The organism is Microbacterium sp. NPDC055665 (assembly GCF_053618035.1).
In genome coordinates this window covers 767,606-782,117 of sequence record NZ_JBSHGY010000001.1, presented here as the reverse complement: position 1 = coordinate 782,117, position 14,512 = coordinate 767,606, and the positions used below count along the sequence as shown (strand labels likewise).

Here is a 14,512-nt window from a genome sequence, read left to right as displayed (position 1 = left end):
TCGCGCCGGCCCGGCTCAGTCGCTCTCAGGGATCTCGCCCTCCGAGCGGGCAGCCACCGAACCGCGATCGACCGTGATCGTGAGGCTGCTGCCGGCCGGGGCATCCGCCGCATCGCGAAGGATCACTCCGCCGTCGAGGTGCGCGATCGCGTAACCGCGAGCCAGGGTCGCCGCGGGGGATAGCGCTCGCAGGGAGGCACGCAGCTCGCTGGTGCGACGGCCTGCGGTGTCGAGCTGTCGAGTGAGGCTGTCGCGGCCACGCGACAGCAGGAGCCACAGCTCCTGGGCGCGCGCGTCGATGATCGGGGCGGGGGAGCGCAGGACCGGGCGGGAGCGGAGCTGGTCGAGCTGGGCGATGTCGTGCGAGAGCCGTTGGGTGAGGCGTGTCGTCGCGCGTGAGCGCAACTGAGCGATGAGCGCCCGCTGCTCCCCGACATCCGGCACGACGCGCTTCGCTGCATCGGTAGGGGTGGAGGCCCGGAGGTCGGCGACGTCGTCGAGCAGGGGATGATCGTTCTCGTGTCCGATCGCGCTGACGACGGGGGTGGACGCCGCGGCCACCGCGCGCACCAGACGCTCGTCGCTGAAGCCGAGGAGCGTCTGCGGGTCGCCGCCGCCGCGGGCGATGATGATGACGTCGACTTCGGGGTCGGCATCCAGCCTCGCGAGAGCGGCCAGGGTGTCCGGCACGCAGCGATCTCCCTGCACGGCGGCGTACTCGGTGCGGAAGCGGACCTGCGGCCAGCGCAGCTCGGCGTTGCGGTGCACGTCCTTCTCGGCGTCGGAGCGCTCGCCGGTGATCAGACCGATCACGTGCGGGAGGAACGGCAGGCGCTTCTTGCGGGCCGGATCGAACAGCCCCTCCTGCCGTAGCTGCACCCGGAGCTTCTCGAGGCGTTCGAGCTGATCGCCCAGCCCCACGTGCTTCATCGCGGAGACGGCGAAGCTGAAATCGCCGGCCTTGACGAAGTAGTCGGCCTTGACCGCGACGACCACGTGATCGCCGATGCCGATGTCGGAGGGGATGCGGCCGCGCACGCTCGACCACACGCGGATCGAGATCTGCGCGTCCGAGCGGGTGTCCTTCAGGCGCGCGAAGACGTTGCCGGCACGCACGTTCCACGAGGTGATCTCGCCCTCGACCCACACGGTGTTCCAGCGGGCGATGAAGTCGCGGATCGTCGCGTTGAGCCGCGTGACCGAGGTCGGGGCATCGGCTGTGGAATCGCGAGGGGCGACCGAATCGGCGGGCGGCGTTTCGCCCTGGCCCGTCGTCGCTTCGAAGACTGTCATCCGCTCCCGTTCCTGCCCCTGCGCTCTCCGGCCTCGCACAGCCGCGCGGCGGTAGAATCCAAGGGTGACTTCGACTGCCGTGCATCTCCCCGTCCCCCGTCTCCCGCGTGTGCGTGCGGCGGCCGGACGGCTTCAGGATAACCCGGTGGCCGGACACAAGCGGGTGCTGCTCGCCGCGCCGCGCGGATACTGCGCCGGCGTCGACCGTGCCGTCGTCGCCGTCGAGAAGGCGCTCGAACGCTACGGCGCCCCGGTCTATGTGCGCAAGCAGATCGTGCACAACATCCATGTCGTGACCGAGCTCGAGGAGAAGGGCGCGATCTTCGTCGAAGAGGTCGACGAGGTTCCCGAGGGCGCACACGTCGTCTTCAGCGCGCACGGCGTCTCGCCCGCGGTCGTGAACGCCGCATCCGATCGCGGACTGCATGCGATCGACGCGACCTGCCCGCTCGTCACCAAGGTGCACCGCGAGGCCGTGCGATTCGCCCGAGACGACTTCGAGATCCTGCTCATCGGTCACGAAGGCCATGAAGAGGTCGAAGGCACTGCGGGCGAGGCCCCGGAGCACGTCACGGTCGTGAACTCGCCGGAAGAGGCCGACACCGTCGTCGTCAAAGACCCGAACAAGGTGGTCTGGCTCTCGCAGACGACGCTCTCGGTCGACGAGACGATGGAGACGGTGAACCGCTTGCGCACGCGCTTCCCCGAACTGCACAATCCGCCGTCCGACGACATCTGCTACGCCACGCAGAACCGTCAGGTCGCGATCAAGAAGGTCGCGGCCGGGGCCGACCTCGTGATCGTCGTGGGCTCCTCCAACTCCTCGAACAGCGTGCGTCTGGTCGAGGTCGCACTCGAGTACGGGGCGAAGGCGGCGTACCGCGTCGACTATGCCGAGGAGATCCAGCAGGAGTGGCTTGACGGCGTCGAGACCGTCGGCGTGACCAGTGGGGCCTCCGTGCCGGAGGTGCTGGTGCGCGAGGTGCTCGAGGCGATCGGCGATGCCGGGTATCGCGATGTCGAAGAGGTCAAGACTGCGGAGGAAGACCTGATGTTCTCCCTGCCCAAGGAGCTTCGACACGATGCCTCCGGTCAGCGCGACGATCGGGCGCTCGGCGGTCGTGCCACTGGAGGAGGCGCGTAGCCTTGAGCGCCGCGGACGCGGAGCCGACCCTCATCGGGTCGGTGCAGCGTGCTCTGCGGCTGGTCGACATCGTCGCCAATTCTCCTCGTCCGCTTCCGGCGAAGATGCTGGCGGCGATCACCGGATTGACTCCGGGCACGACCTATAACCTCGTCCGCACCCTCGTCCATGAGGGGTATCTGAGTTCCGAACCCGACGGGCTGGTGCTCGGCTCGCGATTTCCCTCCTTCCAGCAGCAGATCGACTCACGCGGGGTCTTCCTCGCCCGGGTTCGGGCCTCGCTCCGGGATGTGACGGAGGACCTGGGTGCGACCGCATACCTCTCCCGCTTCGCAGACGGAGAGATGCATCTGGTCGATATCGTCGACGCGGTCCGCAACCCCCGTGTCGAACTCTGGGTGGGGTTGCAGTCGAGCGCCCACGCGACCGCACTGGGGAAGCAGATCCTCGCGGATCTGCCCGATGACGACCGGCTGGACTACCTCTCCCGGCATCGCCTGGAGGAGCTCACGCCGCGCACGATCAGCGATCGTCGCACACTCCTGACGCAGCTGGAGCAGTCGCCGGGATGGGCCGTGGACCACGAGGAGTACGTGATCGGCGCGACCTGCGTCGCGGTACCCGTCATCGCCCCCGGCGTCACCGCGTCGCTGGCGATCTCGCTGCCGGCTGACCGGGCCGTCGTGGACAACGAGCTCGTCGCGACGCTGCAGCGAGCGGCGAGGCGGCTCTCGCTGCAACTCGGCGCCGACACCCTCGACAGTGGCTCGGAAGGCGCGGAGTTCACTATCTGAAGTCTGACCCCTGGTGCTCGGGCACACGTTTTCCTATGATCGGGGGAGTAGCGGCATGCAACAGCGCTACAGATCACCACAGGCGTCCCCAGCGCCGGTGATCAAAACTGGATGAGAAGCGTCCCCAGCGCTTCACATCCGCGGCCCCGCGAAGTCCCCACTTCTCCGGGGCCGCTATCGTTTTCGCGGTCTCTCGCTGTGAGGCGCGCAGAGCCGGGGCGGTTAGCATGGCGGGATGACCGATCAGCGCCCGCAGTACGGCGAACTCGCCACCCCCGAGGAGCAACGGCGAGCCGCCGGCCTGCCGCCCCTCGACGAGGTCGTCGTCGCGTCGCCGATGCCGGCAACCCCGGGGCCGGCGGCGCCCGGTCCGAGCGCGAGCGCTCCCGCCGCCCGTCCGCACCCGGTCGACCGCTTCGTGACCATCGGGTTGCTGGCCTACGGCCTGGTGAACATCATCATCACCGGTCTCTCGTATCTCGACCTGCCGACCGTGATGAACGAGACGATGAAGATCCTGGGCATCGAGGGGGAGTTCACCAACTTCGCCCAGGGGCGCACCTGGGGAGTGATCGCCGCCATCACCCTCGCCGTCGGATGGTCGATCACGGCCGCGCTGTCGATCCGGCGGCTGCGGCGTCGACGGATCACCTGGTGGGTGCCGATCGTGGGTGCGCTGGCGACCATGATCGTCGTGACCATCTGCATCTCGGTGCCGATGATGAACGACCCGGCATTCGTGGCCTATATGTCGACCGTCGGGCAGTAGCAGCCGAATCGCACGGCTACTGTCGAAGGATGTCCCAGAACAGCTTCGGCGTCCATCTCTCCTACGCTTCGGTCGATCGCGCTGACGGGACCGACCCGCGGCCCTCGGCCCGCGAAATCCTCTCTCTGCTGCGCGTTCCCGCCGGCGTGCGCGATGCGACTGCCGAGTGGGATGGCCGTGAGGAGGCCGTGCTCGCCATCCCGGTGACGGACGATGGCCACGTGCTGACGCTCAGCGAAGAGGACACGATCGAATCGACCCTGTCGGCGAGCGAGCTCAAAGCGGCCTTCGAGGAGAAGGGCCTCACGCTCTGGCTCGACGTGGACGTGGATGCGGACGAGGAGGGGGACGACGCGTTCGGCTTCGGTTCGGTGGAGGAATTGGTCGACGAGCTCATCGACGATTCCGTCGAGGCGGGCGCCGACGATTCGGAGGATGCCGTGAGCGATTCCGCGCTGTTCGCGGCTCCGGCGGTGCAGGTCTCGGCGTTCTCCCACCGCGGACCCGCGATAGCCCGCATCCTGGCCGCCGTCCACGCGACCGCGGTCGACCACCGCGAGTCCGGTGACTGGTCGCTCCAGCGGTTCGAGGCCTCAGAGCCGAGCGGTGCCTGGGTGAGCTCGAAGGGCGAGTTGCCCGTGATCGAGCTGAACCGCGCCGACGCCGCCGTGTGGTTCGAGGTGGCCGTGGGCAGCGGAGGCCCGATCCCCTTCTGGACCGAGGCGGAACGCGACACCCGGCCGGTCCTCGATATCGACGCCATCCGCGTTCCGGAGACGGCGGAGATCTACCGGCGGCTCCTCACCGAGGGCGACGGAAGCCGCGATGAGCTCCTCGAGATCGCCGCAGCCGTGGACCTCGACGTCGATGCGGCACACCGCGCGCTGATCCCCGAGGCGCTGGGGGGTGTGGTCGGCGCGGAGGATCGCCAGCGCGTCTTCCTCGCTGCCTTCGGAATCTCGTCCGACCTGATCGACGCCGCATTCGGAAGCGCGACCGCGGGGACGGATCGACGGTTCCTCCCCGTGGGATGGTGGCCCACGCTCAGGGAGACGGCGATCGCCGGACTCGGGGAACTCACGCCGCTCACCCGCCGGGAACGGCCGCTCGCGCGGCTCGGTGATGCTCTCCGCCGCCGCCCCGCCGCGGGTCTCCTGCTCTCGCTCGGGGAACTCGGGGCCGGCCTGTGGGCCGCATCTCGATCGCGGGGAGCGGGCAGGGCACTCGGAGTGCTTCTCGTCGTCGATGCCGTGGTCGACGGGGCGATCTGGGTCACCCGCATTCGCCGCAGTCGCGGCGAATGACGGCGCCGCGCCCGGGCGCCGCGGCCGAAAATGAGGGATGCCCCAGCCGATCGGCTGGGGCATCTCTCGACGAAGTTCCGACGGATCAGCTCTTCGACTGGCCGTAGGAGCCGAGCTGACGGGTCGACTCGACCACGCGGGCGGCCATCGCCGACTCGGCGATCTTGCCCCAGGCGCGCGGGTCGTACTGCTTCTTGTTGCCGACCTCGCCGTCGACCTTCAGCACGCCGTCGTAGTTCTTGAACATGTAGTCGGCGATCGCACGCGTGTAGGCGTACTGCGTGTCGGTGTCGATGTTCATCTTGATGACACCGTTCGCGACCGCGAGGGCGATCTCCTCGTCGGTCGAGCCGGAGCCGCCGTGGAAGACCAGGTCGAGCGGCTTGGCGCCCGTGTTGTACTTCGCCGCGACCTCGGCCTGGATCTCACCGAGGAGCTCCGGGCGCAGCTTGACGCCACCGGGCTTGTAGACGCCGTGCACGTTGCCGAACGTGAGGGCGGCGATGTAGCGACCCTGCTCTCCGAGACCCAGCGCCTGCACGGCCTGGTCGACGTCGGCGAAGGTCGTGTAGAGAGCCTCGTTCGAGCCTTCGTGCTGCACGCCGTCCTCTTCGCCGCCGACGACGCCGATCTCGACCTCGAGGATGGCGTTGATGTTCTTCATGCGGGGGAGCAGGTCCTTCGCGATCTCGATGTTCTCCGCGAGGGGAACGGCCGAGCCGTCCCACATGTGGGACTGGAAGATCGGGTTGCGACCGGCCTTGACCTCTTCCTCGGAAGCGGCGATCAGCGGCTCGACGAAGCCGGCGAGGGCGTCCTTCGGGCAGTGGTCCGTGTGCAGCGCGACGGTGATGGGGTAGTTCTTGGCGACTTCGGTGGCGAAGCGTGCGAAGGCGAGTGCGCCCGTGGCGCGTGCCTTCACCGTGTGGCCGGCGAAGTAGTCGGCTCCACCCGTGGTGACCTGGATGATGCCGTCGGAGCCGGCCTCGGTCAGTCCCTGGAGGACGGAGTTGATCGTCTGCGAGCTCGAGACGTTGAATGCGGGGTACGCGAAGCCACCGGCCTTCGCGCGGTCGAGCATTTCGGCGTACTGATCCGGGGTGGCGACGGGCATGAGAACTCCTGCGATAGGTGAAGCCGGGACAGGTGCCACTCTATCGGGGCGGTCGGAGTGGTACTGCAGGTGGGGGTTCCGCCTGCATCGCGTCTTGTGCACAGGCGTTAAGAATCGCGATTCCTTCGTCGGATGGAGGGCGAAAATCGAGCTGTTCGCTCACGTCGATAGCTAGGCTGACCGCATGGTGAGTCTGACAGCGGATCTGAGCCCTCTTCGTCCCGACCGTAACCTTGCGATGGAGCTGGTGCGAGCGACGGAGGCTGCGGCCATCCGTGCGGTCCCCTTCATCGGGCGCGGCGCGAAGGAGGCGGCGGACGGGGCCGCCGTCGACGCGATGCGCGCATTCCTCGGGACGGTCGATTTCCAGGGCCGCGTCGTGATCGGTGAGGGCGAGAAGGACAACGCGCCGATGCTGTTCAACGGCGAGGTCGTCGGCACCGGGCGCGGACCGCTGTGCGACATCGCGGTCGACCCCATCGACGGAACGTCCCTCACCGCAGCGGGTCGGCAGAACGCGCTGTCCGTGATCGCCGTGTCCGACCGTGGCACGATGCTGGATGCGTCCACCGTCTTCTACATGGACAAGCTCGTCACGGGGCCGGCGGGCGTCGGCGTCGTCGACATCCGGCTCCCCATCGGCGAGAACATCCGCAAGCTCGCTGGAGCGCTCGACAAGCCTGTCGACGAGATCGTCGTGTCCGTGCTGAATCGGCCGCGCCACGAGCAGCTCATCCAGGAGATCCGCGACGCCGGCGCCGGCACCCGGCTGATGAGCGACGGCGACGTCGCGGGCGGGATCAACGCCGCTCGGCACGACGCCCGCACCGACATGTGCGTCGGCGTCGGCGGCAGCCCCGAGGGCATCGTCACGGCATGCGCCATCAAGGCGCTTGGCGGGCACATCCAGGGGCGTCTGTGGCCGCGTGACGACGATGAGCGCCAGCGCGGCATCGACGCCGGCCTCGAGATGGACAGGGTCTACGAGGCCGACGACCTCGTGCAGGGCAACAACACGATCTTCGTGGCGACCGGCGTCACCGATGGCCAGCTCGTTGCGGGCGTCCGCCGCGAGCGGGGCTACGTGTACACGGAGAGCGTGGTGCTCCGAGGTGCCTCCGGGACCCTCCGTCGCATCGCCTCGGAGCACCTCGTCTCGAAGTGGCTCTGATCTCGGGGCCTTTCTGACGGCTTGTTCCTGCGTCTCTGACCGTTTGTTCCTGCGTCGATGATGACGGCATCGTTATCGAGCCGGTATGGGCTCAGAGCGGGGTGAGCCACGCTTTCCGGAGCGCCGTGTCACAATTGTCACTGGGTTTGTCGCCGTGGACGGAGCCGTCAGGCATCGCAGGCACAGGAGGGCGAACGGATGACAACGCAGCACACGAGTGGCTCGAAGGCCGCCGCGACGAAGATCATCACGACGAACACCGGACGGATTCTCCGGGTGAGCGCCGACGCCGAGTCGGGCGTCGCAGCCAGCCCGACCGTGACCACTCCGCCAGCGGCCATCGCCGATCCTGCTCGCCGCGCTGACGTGCTGTTCCGCGTCCGCCGCGACGAGGGCCATGAGGTCAGCGCCTGGTGGATGATCGGAGCGTTCCTCGCCACCAGCGGCCTGGTCATCCTGCTGCTCAGCGGCGTACCCGGCATCGCCTGAGGCGCTGCACGCCGCTTCGGCTCATCGCCACGCGGCTCGGCACGATGGTCGGACGCCCGGCAGTGCGCGACGGTGGTGGCGCGACCGTGGCGGTGCCTAGATCTCGTCGAGGCGCGTCCGCACCTCGCCCACATCCGCACGCACCGATGCGGAGTCGATGCCGTCTGTGGCATCGTCGGCCTCGAACGGCGGCTCACTCGCAGCGCCGTCGAGGGTGATCAGCTCAGGAGCAGTGAAACGTCGCCCCGTGGTCGCGGTCGCCGACGGAACGGACGCGAGAGCCGCGGCATCGACGCCGGGGAACTGCCGGGCCGTGACGAGTACGCGCGTTTCGAGCGATCCGGCGAAGCGGTTGTAGCTGTCGACCGTGCGCTCCAAGGCGCGGCGCAGATCGTCGGCATGCCCGGCGAGAGTACCGAGCCGGTCATAGAGCTGCGTGCCGAGGGCCAGCAGTGTGCGTGCCTCGGTCGACACCTCCTGCTGGGTCCATGTGAACGCCACGGTCTTCAGGACGGCCCAGAGGTTCACAGGAGACGCGAGCGCCACTCGACGGCTGAACGCGTAGTCGAGCAACGTGGGGTCTTCGTCGATCGCCGCGGCGAGGAGCGACTCGCTCGGCAGGAAGCAGATCACGAACTCCGGACTCGCGTCGAGTCCCGCCCAGTACGCCTTCTTGGCCAGGGCGTCGATGTGCGCGCGGACGGCTTTGACGTGCTTCTGCATGAGAGCGCGCCGCTGCGGTTCCTGGGCATCTCCCGTCGACAGCGCCGAAGCCTCGAGATACGCGTCGAGGGGCACCTTGGCGTCGACCGCGATGGAGCTGCCGCCGGCGAGGCGGATGACCATGTCGGGCCGGCCCTGGCCGCGGTCGGAAGAGATCGTCGCCTGCAGGTCGAAGTCGATATGACGTGTGAGCCCCGCCGCTTCCACCACGCGTCGCAGCTGCGTCTCGCCCCACACCCCGCGCGTGGCCGTCGAGCGCAGAGCGCCGGCCAGAGACTCCGTGGTCGCGCGGAGCGCTTCGTCGGATTCCTGAGCGCGTCGCAGCTGCTCCTCCAGCGTGCCGAACTGGGCGTGGCGCTCGCGTTCGATTGCCGTCACCTTCGTCTGCATCTGCTGCAGGCTCTCTCGGACGGGTGCGAGCGCCGTCAGCACCGCGTTCTGCTGCTGCACTCGCTGGGCCTCGGCGCGCTGCTCGTTCCGCGAGTGCTCGACGGCATCGCGGTAGAGGTCGTACTGGCGGTCGCGGTCGTCGCGCGCGGCGGCCAGCTCGGCCTGAGCGCGCGCGAGGTCAGCAGCACCGCGCCCTGCGCGCAGGAACCAGCCGACAGCGACGCCCGCCGCGAGGGCGAGGAAGAGGAGAACCACAGCCAGAGCATCCATGTGTTCATGATGCGGCCGGCATCGGACATTCCGAGGTCGCCGCGCACGGGCGCGCTGTGTCGGCTCAGGCGACCGCACGCTCCAGAGCAGGCGCGACGGGTGCGACCGGGGCGGTGACGCGCAGGCTCAGCGCATCGGCGAGGGCGAACACGTCGGCGGCACCCGCCCTGGCGGCCGCATCGATCACGATCTGCGCGCAGGCGCGGGCGTCGGCGAGGGCGTCGTGGTGCGCGAACGCCTCGAATCCGGCGGCGGCCGCAGCGACGGGCAGGCGATAGGAGTCGAGAACGTAGGTCTTCCGTGCGACCTGCAGGCTGCAGAGGGAGCGGTACGGCGGGCAGAGCTGGCCCGTCGCCTCCGAGGCGCGGCGCAGCACGTTGAGATCGAATCCGGCGTTGTGGGCGACGAGCACGTCGGCTCCGGCGAAGGCGCACAGGCGGTCGAACTGGTCGACCCACGTGGCCGCGGACAGCACGTCCTCCGGCTGGATCCCGTGGATGCGCACGTTCCACTCCTGGAACTCGTCGTGGCCGGGCGGCGGCTGGATCAACCATCCGGTGGTCGCGACGACCTCGCCGCCGCGCACACGGACCAGTCCGACGGAACAGGCGGAGGCGGGGCTGGAGTTCGCGGTCTCGAAGTCGATCGCAGTGAAGTCCAGTGGCACGTCTCCACTCTCACCCCGAGGTCGGCGACCATGCGGGAGACTCGCCGTAGGCTGGCCGCATGGCTGAGGACATGGCGACGTCGTTCGGTGCGCAGGCCGCGGACTACGAGGTCGGACGACCCGAATACCCCTTCGACGCGGTGGCGTGGATGCTGGAGCGGATGCCGCACGGCACCCGCCGTATCGCCGATGTCGGCGCCGGAACGGGCAAGCTCACGCGGGTGTTGGCGGAAGCGCCGGATGCCGAGGTCGTCGCGATCGATCCTGATCCCGAGATGCTCGTGACTCTCCGTGGGGCGGTGCCGGGCGTGCCGACCTTCGTCGGGTCGGCGGAGCGGCTGCCCCTCCCAGATGTGAGCGTCGACGCGGTCGTCCTGGGGCAGGCATGGCACTGGGTGGATCCCGCTGCCGGATCCGCCGAGATCGGTCGGGTCGTGCGCAGCGGGGGAGTGCTCGGTCTCATCTGGAACATCCGCGACGATCGCGTCGACTGGGTGCGCCGGTTGACCGAGATCATGCACGGCAGCCACGCCGAGAACATGCTCGCCGAGGGAGATCCGGTGGTCGCTGCGCCGTTCGGCCCGCTCGAGCAGGAGCGCTGGGAATGGGTCCGCCCCATCACACGAGACCGGCTGCACCGCATGGCCGCGTCCCGCAGCTACATCATCACCGCGTCCGACGATGAGAAAACTCGGATCCGGCGTGACCTCGACGAGTTGTTCGACGAGCTCGATCTGCACGGTGAGACCACCATCGACCTTCCGTACGTGACACGGGCCTACCGCGCCGTCCGCGACTGATCCCCGAATCAGGCGATCAGCCTGTATCAGGCAGAACTCCGCTGCATCCGCCTGATCTCACGCGTTCGCCTGATCTCGCGCTCTGAGTGCGCGACGGAGGAGCAGCCTTCCGCAGGGTGGTGGGGGTGGGGCCAGGTAGACTCGTGCCCCGTGGCTCTCACTATCGGCATCGTCGGCCTGCCCAACGTCGGCAAGTCCACCCTCTTCAACGCACTCACCAAGAACGACGTGCTCGCAGCGAACTACCCGTTCGCGACGATCGAGCCCAACGTCGGCGTGGTGAACCTGCCCGACCCGCGCCTCGACAAGCTCGCGGAGATCTTCGGCAGCGAGCGGATCCTCCCCGCGGCCGTGTCGTTCGTCGACATCGCCGGCATCGTGCGCGGTGCGAGCGAGGGTGAGGGGCTCGGCAACAAGTTCCTCGCGAACATCCGCGAGGCCGACGCCATCGCGCAGGTCGTCCGCGGCTTCGCCGACGATGACGTCGTGCACGTCGACGGCACCGTCAACCCGGCATCCGACATGGAGACGATCAACGCCGAGCTCATGCTCGCCGACCTCGAGACCGTCGACAAGGCGATCGCCCGGTACGAGAAGGAAGTCCGCGGCAAGAAGATCGAGCCCGTCGTTCTCGAGACAGCGAACGCGGCGAAGGATGCCCTGGAGCGCGGCGTCCTGCTGTCGGTCGCCGGCATCGACCTGGCGCCGATCCGCGAACTGGGTCTGCTCACCGCGAAGCCCGTCATCTTCGTCTTCAACGTCGATGAGGCCGTGCTGACGGACGACGCCCGCAAGGCGGAGCTCGCCGCCCTCGTCGCGCCCGCCAAGGCCATCTTCCTCGACGCGAAGATCGAGTCCGAGCTCATCGACCTCGACCCGGAGGACGCCGCCGAGCTTCTCGCGTCGACCGGCCAGGACGAGTCGGGCCTCGATCAGCTCGCCCGCATCGGCTTCGACACCCTCGGCCTGCAGACCTACCTCACGGCCGGTCCGAAGGAGGCTCGCGCCTGGACGATCCCCAAGGGCTCGAAGGCGCCTCAGGCAGCCGGTGTCATCCACACCGACTTCGAGAAGGGCTTCATCAAGGCAGAGATCGTCTCGTTCGAGGATCTGGTCGAGACCGGCTCCGTCGTCGAGGCCCGCGCCAAGGGCAAGGCACGCCTGGAGGGCAAGGACTACGTCATGCAGGACGGCGACGTGGTGGAGTTCCGCTTCAACAACTAGGCCCGTCGGTCGGCTTCCGCGCGGATGACGTCGAGGCCCTCCCGGTACCGTGTCACGGCGAAGTCGGGGAAGCGCTCGTTGAACTTCGTGGAGTCGAAGCGATTGTCGTGCGCGTAACGGGGGAGCAGCTCTCGAAGCTCTCGCACCTGCGGTGAGAAGATGCCGACGGTTTCGAGTATCCATCGGGGGACGACGGAGTACCCGGAGTGGCGGTCGAGTACGTCCTCCGCCATCGCGACGAACTCGCGATAGGTCGGTCGATCATCGTCGACGGGAAGGTGCCACGTCGTGCCGAAGGCATCGGGAGCGTTGCCGAGTGCGGCAAGGGCGCGGCTCGCATCCGGTGTCCAGATGAGGGTGCGCAGTCTGTCGTCTCGGACGGGAACACGCGCTTTCTTCCCGGCCATGAGGTTGTCGATGACCAGGGTGTTGGTGAAGCTCTGTGTCCGGCCGGGGCCGTAGAACTCGGGTGCGCGGCCGATCAGCACGGGGATGTCGCCGCGACGCATCTCCTCCAGCACCATCGTGGCCATCTCCGCACGGAGGGCCCCCTTGCGTCCGACCGGTGCGAACGGCGTCTCCTCGGTCTGCAGTCGGTCGTCCTGCGGATACATGTAGGTGTTGTCGAAGTAGGCGAACTTCGCCCCCGCTGCTCGTGCGGCATCCAGCGCGTTTCTCAGCATCGAGGGGAACTGCTTTTCCCAGAGCGTGGTGTCCGCGGGCAGGCCAGCGGTGAAGTAGACGACCTCGCTGCCCTCGACAGCCCGCTTCGTCTGGAGTGCGTCAAGAAGGTCTGCAGCCACCGTCACGTCGGTGTCGTTGACGGGGCGAGGGTTGCGACTCACGAGTCTGAGATCCGTCGTATGCGCGCGATTCAACTCACGCGCGAGTTCGACGGCGATCTCACCGTTGGCGCCGAGGATCGTCTGCATGTGTGTGCTTTCTCTCTGTGTCGCGCTGTCGAGCCTCCGGCAGCGTTGGTTGAACTGCAATCATCCGTAAGCTATGTTAGCAGTGTTCACATAGGAGACGGAGAGTGCAGATGTCGACGGAGCGCGGCTACCATCACGGCGACCTGCGTGCGGCGCTCATCGCGGCAGCCATCGCAGGGCTCGAAGCCGGGGAGCCGTTCTCGCTACGAGGCGTCGCTCGGCGCGCCGGAGTATCGACGGCTGCGCCGTACCGTCATTTTCCGGACAGGACGGCGCTGGAGTCTGCGATAGCGGTCGAAGGGTTCAGATCGCTCAGCCAGGAGCTGGCGGAAGCTTTGGCGAGAGTGACGGACTCGGACTCGGCGGCGGACACGATCGCGAGCCTGGGCGTCGCCTATGTCGCCTTCGCTCTGCGGAATCGCGCGGTGTTCCGGCTGATGTTCGGCAACGAGTGCGACGACGAGGACAGTGAGCGGGTGCAGGCATCGTCCGAAGTTCGCGTTGCGCTCACGCAGACGATCGCGAGGCTGTTCCCGGATGCCGACGCCGGTGCCCTGGCGATGGCGATGTGGAGCATGGCACACGGTCTGGCAGTCCTGCATCTCGACGGCAAGTTCCGTCCCGAGCCCACCGAGGCGGTCGCTGAGCGCGTCCGGACCTCGGTGGCCGCCGTCTTCGCCATGAACTCCACCGCGCTCCGCGCTGTAGAAAGGACGGAATTCGCATGACCCGCCGCATCCTCCACGTCGTCACCAACGTCGGCCACTATCAGGACCCGTCTCATCGCACCGGACTCTGGTTGTCCGAGCTCGCACATGCCTGGGAGGTGTTCGAAGCGCAGGGGTATCAGCAGGAGATCGTCAGCCCCGCTGGCGGGTCCACTCCGCTGGAGCCCCGATCGCTGAAGTTCCCGAACTACGACAGGACCGCCAAAGCATGGCGGAGCGATCCTCAGCGTATGGCGCTGCTGGAGAACACTGCACGCCCGGATCAGATCGATCCGACCGATCTCGACGCCATCTACTTCACCGGCGGGCACGCCGTCATGTACGACTTCCCCGACAGCGCGGGGCTGCAGGGGATCACGCGGCAGATCTGGGAGCAGGGCGGGATCGTGTCTTCGGTATGCCACGGTTACTGCGGCCTGCTGAACACCCGGCTCTCCGATGGCTCGCTCCTGGTCGCCGGTCGGCGCGTCACTGGCTTCGCCTGGCAGGAGGAAGTGTTCGCACGAGTCGACACGCTCGTCCCGTACAACGCCGAGGAGGAGATGAAGAAGCGGGGTGCTCTTTACGAGAAGGCGAAGCTGCCTTTCGTCTCCTACGCGATCTCCGACGGGAGGCTCGTCACCGGGCAGAACCCGGGCTCGGCCAAGGAGACGGCCCAGAAGGTCGTCGCCCTGCTCTGACACGTCCGCACACCGCCCGC

General features: G+C 68.1%; 15 protein-coding genes. 10 read left to right on the top strand and 5 right to left on the bottom strand.

Features of this window, described 5'->3' with window-relative positions; genetic code table 11:
* Positions 1-15 precede the first annotated feature (15 nt).
* A complete protein-coding gene (xseA, locus tag ACWGO6_RS03750; protein WP_136043524.1) occupies positions 16-1,293 on the bottom strand; it encodes an exodeoxyribonuclease VII large subunit in 1,278 nt (425 codons plus the stop codon).
* 64 nt (positions 1,294-1,357) lie between these two features.
* Between xseA and ACWGO6_RS03745 the strand changes: the two genes are divergently transcribed.
* The 4 genes from ACWGO6_RS03745 (at position 1,358) to ACWGO6_RS03730 (ending at position 5,304) form a co-directional block, all read left to right on the top strand.
* Positions 1,358-2,437, top strand: coding sequence for a 4-hydroxy-3-methylbut-2-enyl diphosphate reductase (locus tag ACWGO6_RS03745; protein WP_205820412.1), 1,080 nt, complete (start codon positions 1,358-1,360; stop codon positions 2,435-2,437).
* Positions 2,438-2,439: 2 nt separating this feature from the next.
* Entirely contained in the window at positions 2,440-3,231 is a 792-nt protein-coding gene (locus tag ACWGO6_RS03740) for an IclR family transcriptional regulator (protein ID WP_136043525.1), read from the top strand.
* A gap of 235 nt (positions 3,232-3,466) precedes the next feature.
* A complete protein-coding gene (locus ACWGO6_RS03735) occupies positions 3,467-4,000 on the top strand; it encodes a DUF6264 family protein (protein ID WP_452325868.1) in 534 nt (177 codons plus the stop codon).
* A 29-nt stretch (positions 4,001-4,029) separates the two neighbouring features.
* Positions 4,030-5,304: a hypothetical protein gene (locus ACWGO6_RS03730; protein WP_452325867.1), complete on the top strand. Its 1,275-nt coding sequence runs from the start codon at positions 4,030-4,032 to the stop codon at positions 5,302-5,304.
* Positions 5,305-5,389: 85 nt separating this feature from the next.
* Here ACWGO6_RS03730 and fbaA read toward each other — a convergent pair whose 3' ends face one another.
* On the bottom strand, positions 5,390-6,418 hold the full coding sequence (gene fbaA / locus ACWGO6_RS03725; RefSeq protein WP_136043528.1) for a class II fructose-bisphosphate aldolase: 1,029 nt from the start codon (positions 6,416-6,418) through the stop codon (positions 5,390-5,392).
* Positions 6,419-6,602: 184 nt separating this feature from the next.
* Between fbaA and glpX the strand changes: the two genes are divergently transcribed.
* Both glpX and ACWGO6_RS03715 read left to right on the top strand, forming a co-directional pair.
* Positions 6,603-7,589, top strand: a complete 987-nt coding sequence (gene glpX, locus ACWGO6_RS03720) for a class II fructose-bisphosphatase (protein ID WP_136043529.1) — start codon at positions 6,603-6,605, stop codon at positions 7,587-7,589.
* Positions 7,590-7,787: 198 nt separating this feature from the next.
* Positions 7,788-8,078, top strand: coding sequence for a hypothetical protein (locus ACWGO6_RS03715; protein WP_452325866.1), 291 nt, complete (start codon positions 7,788-7,790; stop codon positions 8,076-8,078).
* 96 nt (positions 8,079-8,174) lie between these two features.
* On the opposite strand, the gene ACWGO6_RS03710 is transcribed toward ACWGO6_RS03715, so the two are convergent.
* Entirely contained in the window at positions 8,175-9,461 is a 1,287-nt protein-coding gene (locus ACWGO6_RS03710; RefSeq protein WP_452325865.1) for a DNA recombination protein RmuC, read from the bottom strand.
* Positions 9,462-9,525: 64 nt separating this feature from the next.
* Entirely contained in the window at positions 9,526-10,128 is a 603-nt protein-coding gene (locus ACWGO6_RS03705; protein WP_452325864.1) for an exonuclease domain-containing protein, read from the bottom strand.
* A 59-nt stretch (positions 10,129-10,187) separates the two neighbouring features.
* Here ACWGO6_RS03705 and ACWGO6_RS03700 point away from each other — a divergent pair, with 59 nt between their 5' ends.
* Together ACWGO6_RS03700 and ychF are read left to right on the top strand one after the other, a co-directional pair.
* On the top strand, positions 10,188-10,928 hold the full coding sequence (locus ACWGO6_RS03700; RefSeq protein WP_452325863.1) for a class I SAM-dependent methyltransferase: 741 nt from the start codon (positions 10,188-10,190) through the stop codon (positions 10,926-10,928).
* A 150-nt stretch (positions 10,929-11,078) separates the two neighbouring features.
* Positions 11,079-12,152, top strand: coding sequence for a redox-regulated ATPase YchF (gene ychF, locus ACWGO6_RS03695; RefSeq protein WP_136043534.1), 1,074 nt, complete (start codon positions 11,079-11,081; stop codon positions 12,150-12,152).
* On the opposite strand, the gene ACWGO6_RS03690 is transcribed toward ychF, so the two are convergent.
* The gene (locus ACWGO6_RS03690) at positions 12,149-13,084 is read right to left on the bottom strand and encodes an NAD-dependent epimerase/dehydratase family protein (protein WP_452325862.1); all 936 of its coding nucleotides are present in this window, start codon (positions 13,082-13,084) and stop codon (positions 12,149-12,151) included. The two genes, ychF and ACWGO6_RS03690, sit on opposite strands and share 4 nt — an antisense overlap.
* Before the next feature lie 110 nt (positions 13,085-13,194).
* On the opposite strand from ACWGO6_RS03690, the gene ACWGO6_RS03685 reads away from it, so the two are divergent.
* Positions 13,195-13,812 (top strand): TetR-like C-terminal domain-containing protein, encoded by a 618-nt coding sequence (locus ACWGO6_RS03685; protein ID WP_205820427.1) that lies wholly within the window; start codon positions 13,195-13,197, stop codon positions 13,810-13,812.
* Positions 13,809-14,492, top strand: coding sequence for a type 1 glutamine amidotransferase domain-containing protein (locus ACWGO6_RS03680; RefSeq protein ID WP_136043537.1), 684 nt, complete (start codon positions 13,809-13,811; stop codon positions 14,490-14,492). Before ACWGO6_RS03685 ends, ACWGO6_RS03680 begins: the two co-directional genes overlap by 4 nt.
* Positions 14,493-14,512: the final 20 nt, after the last annotated feature.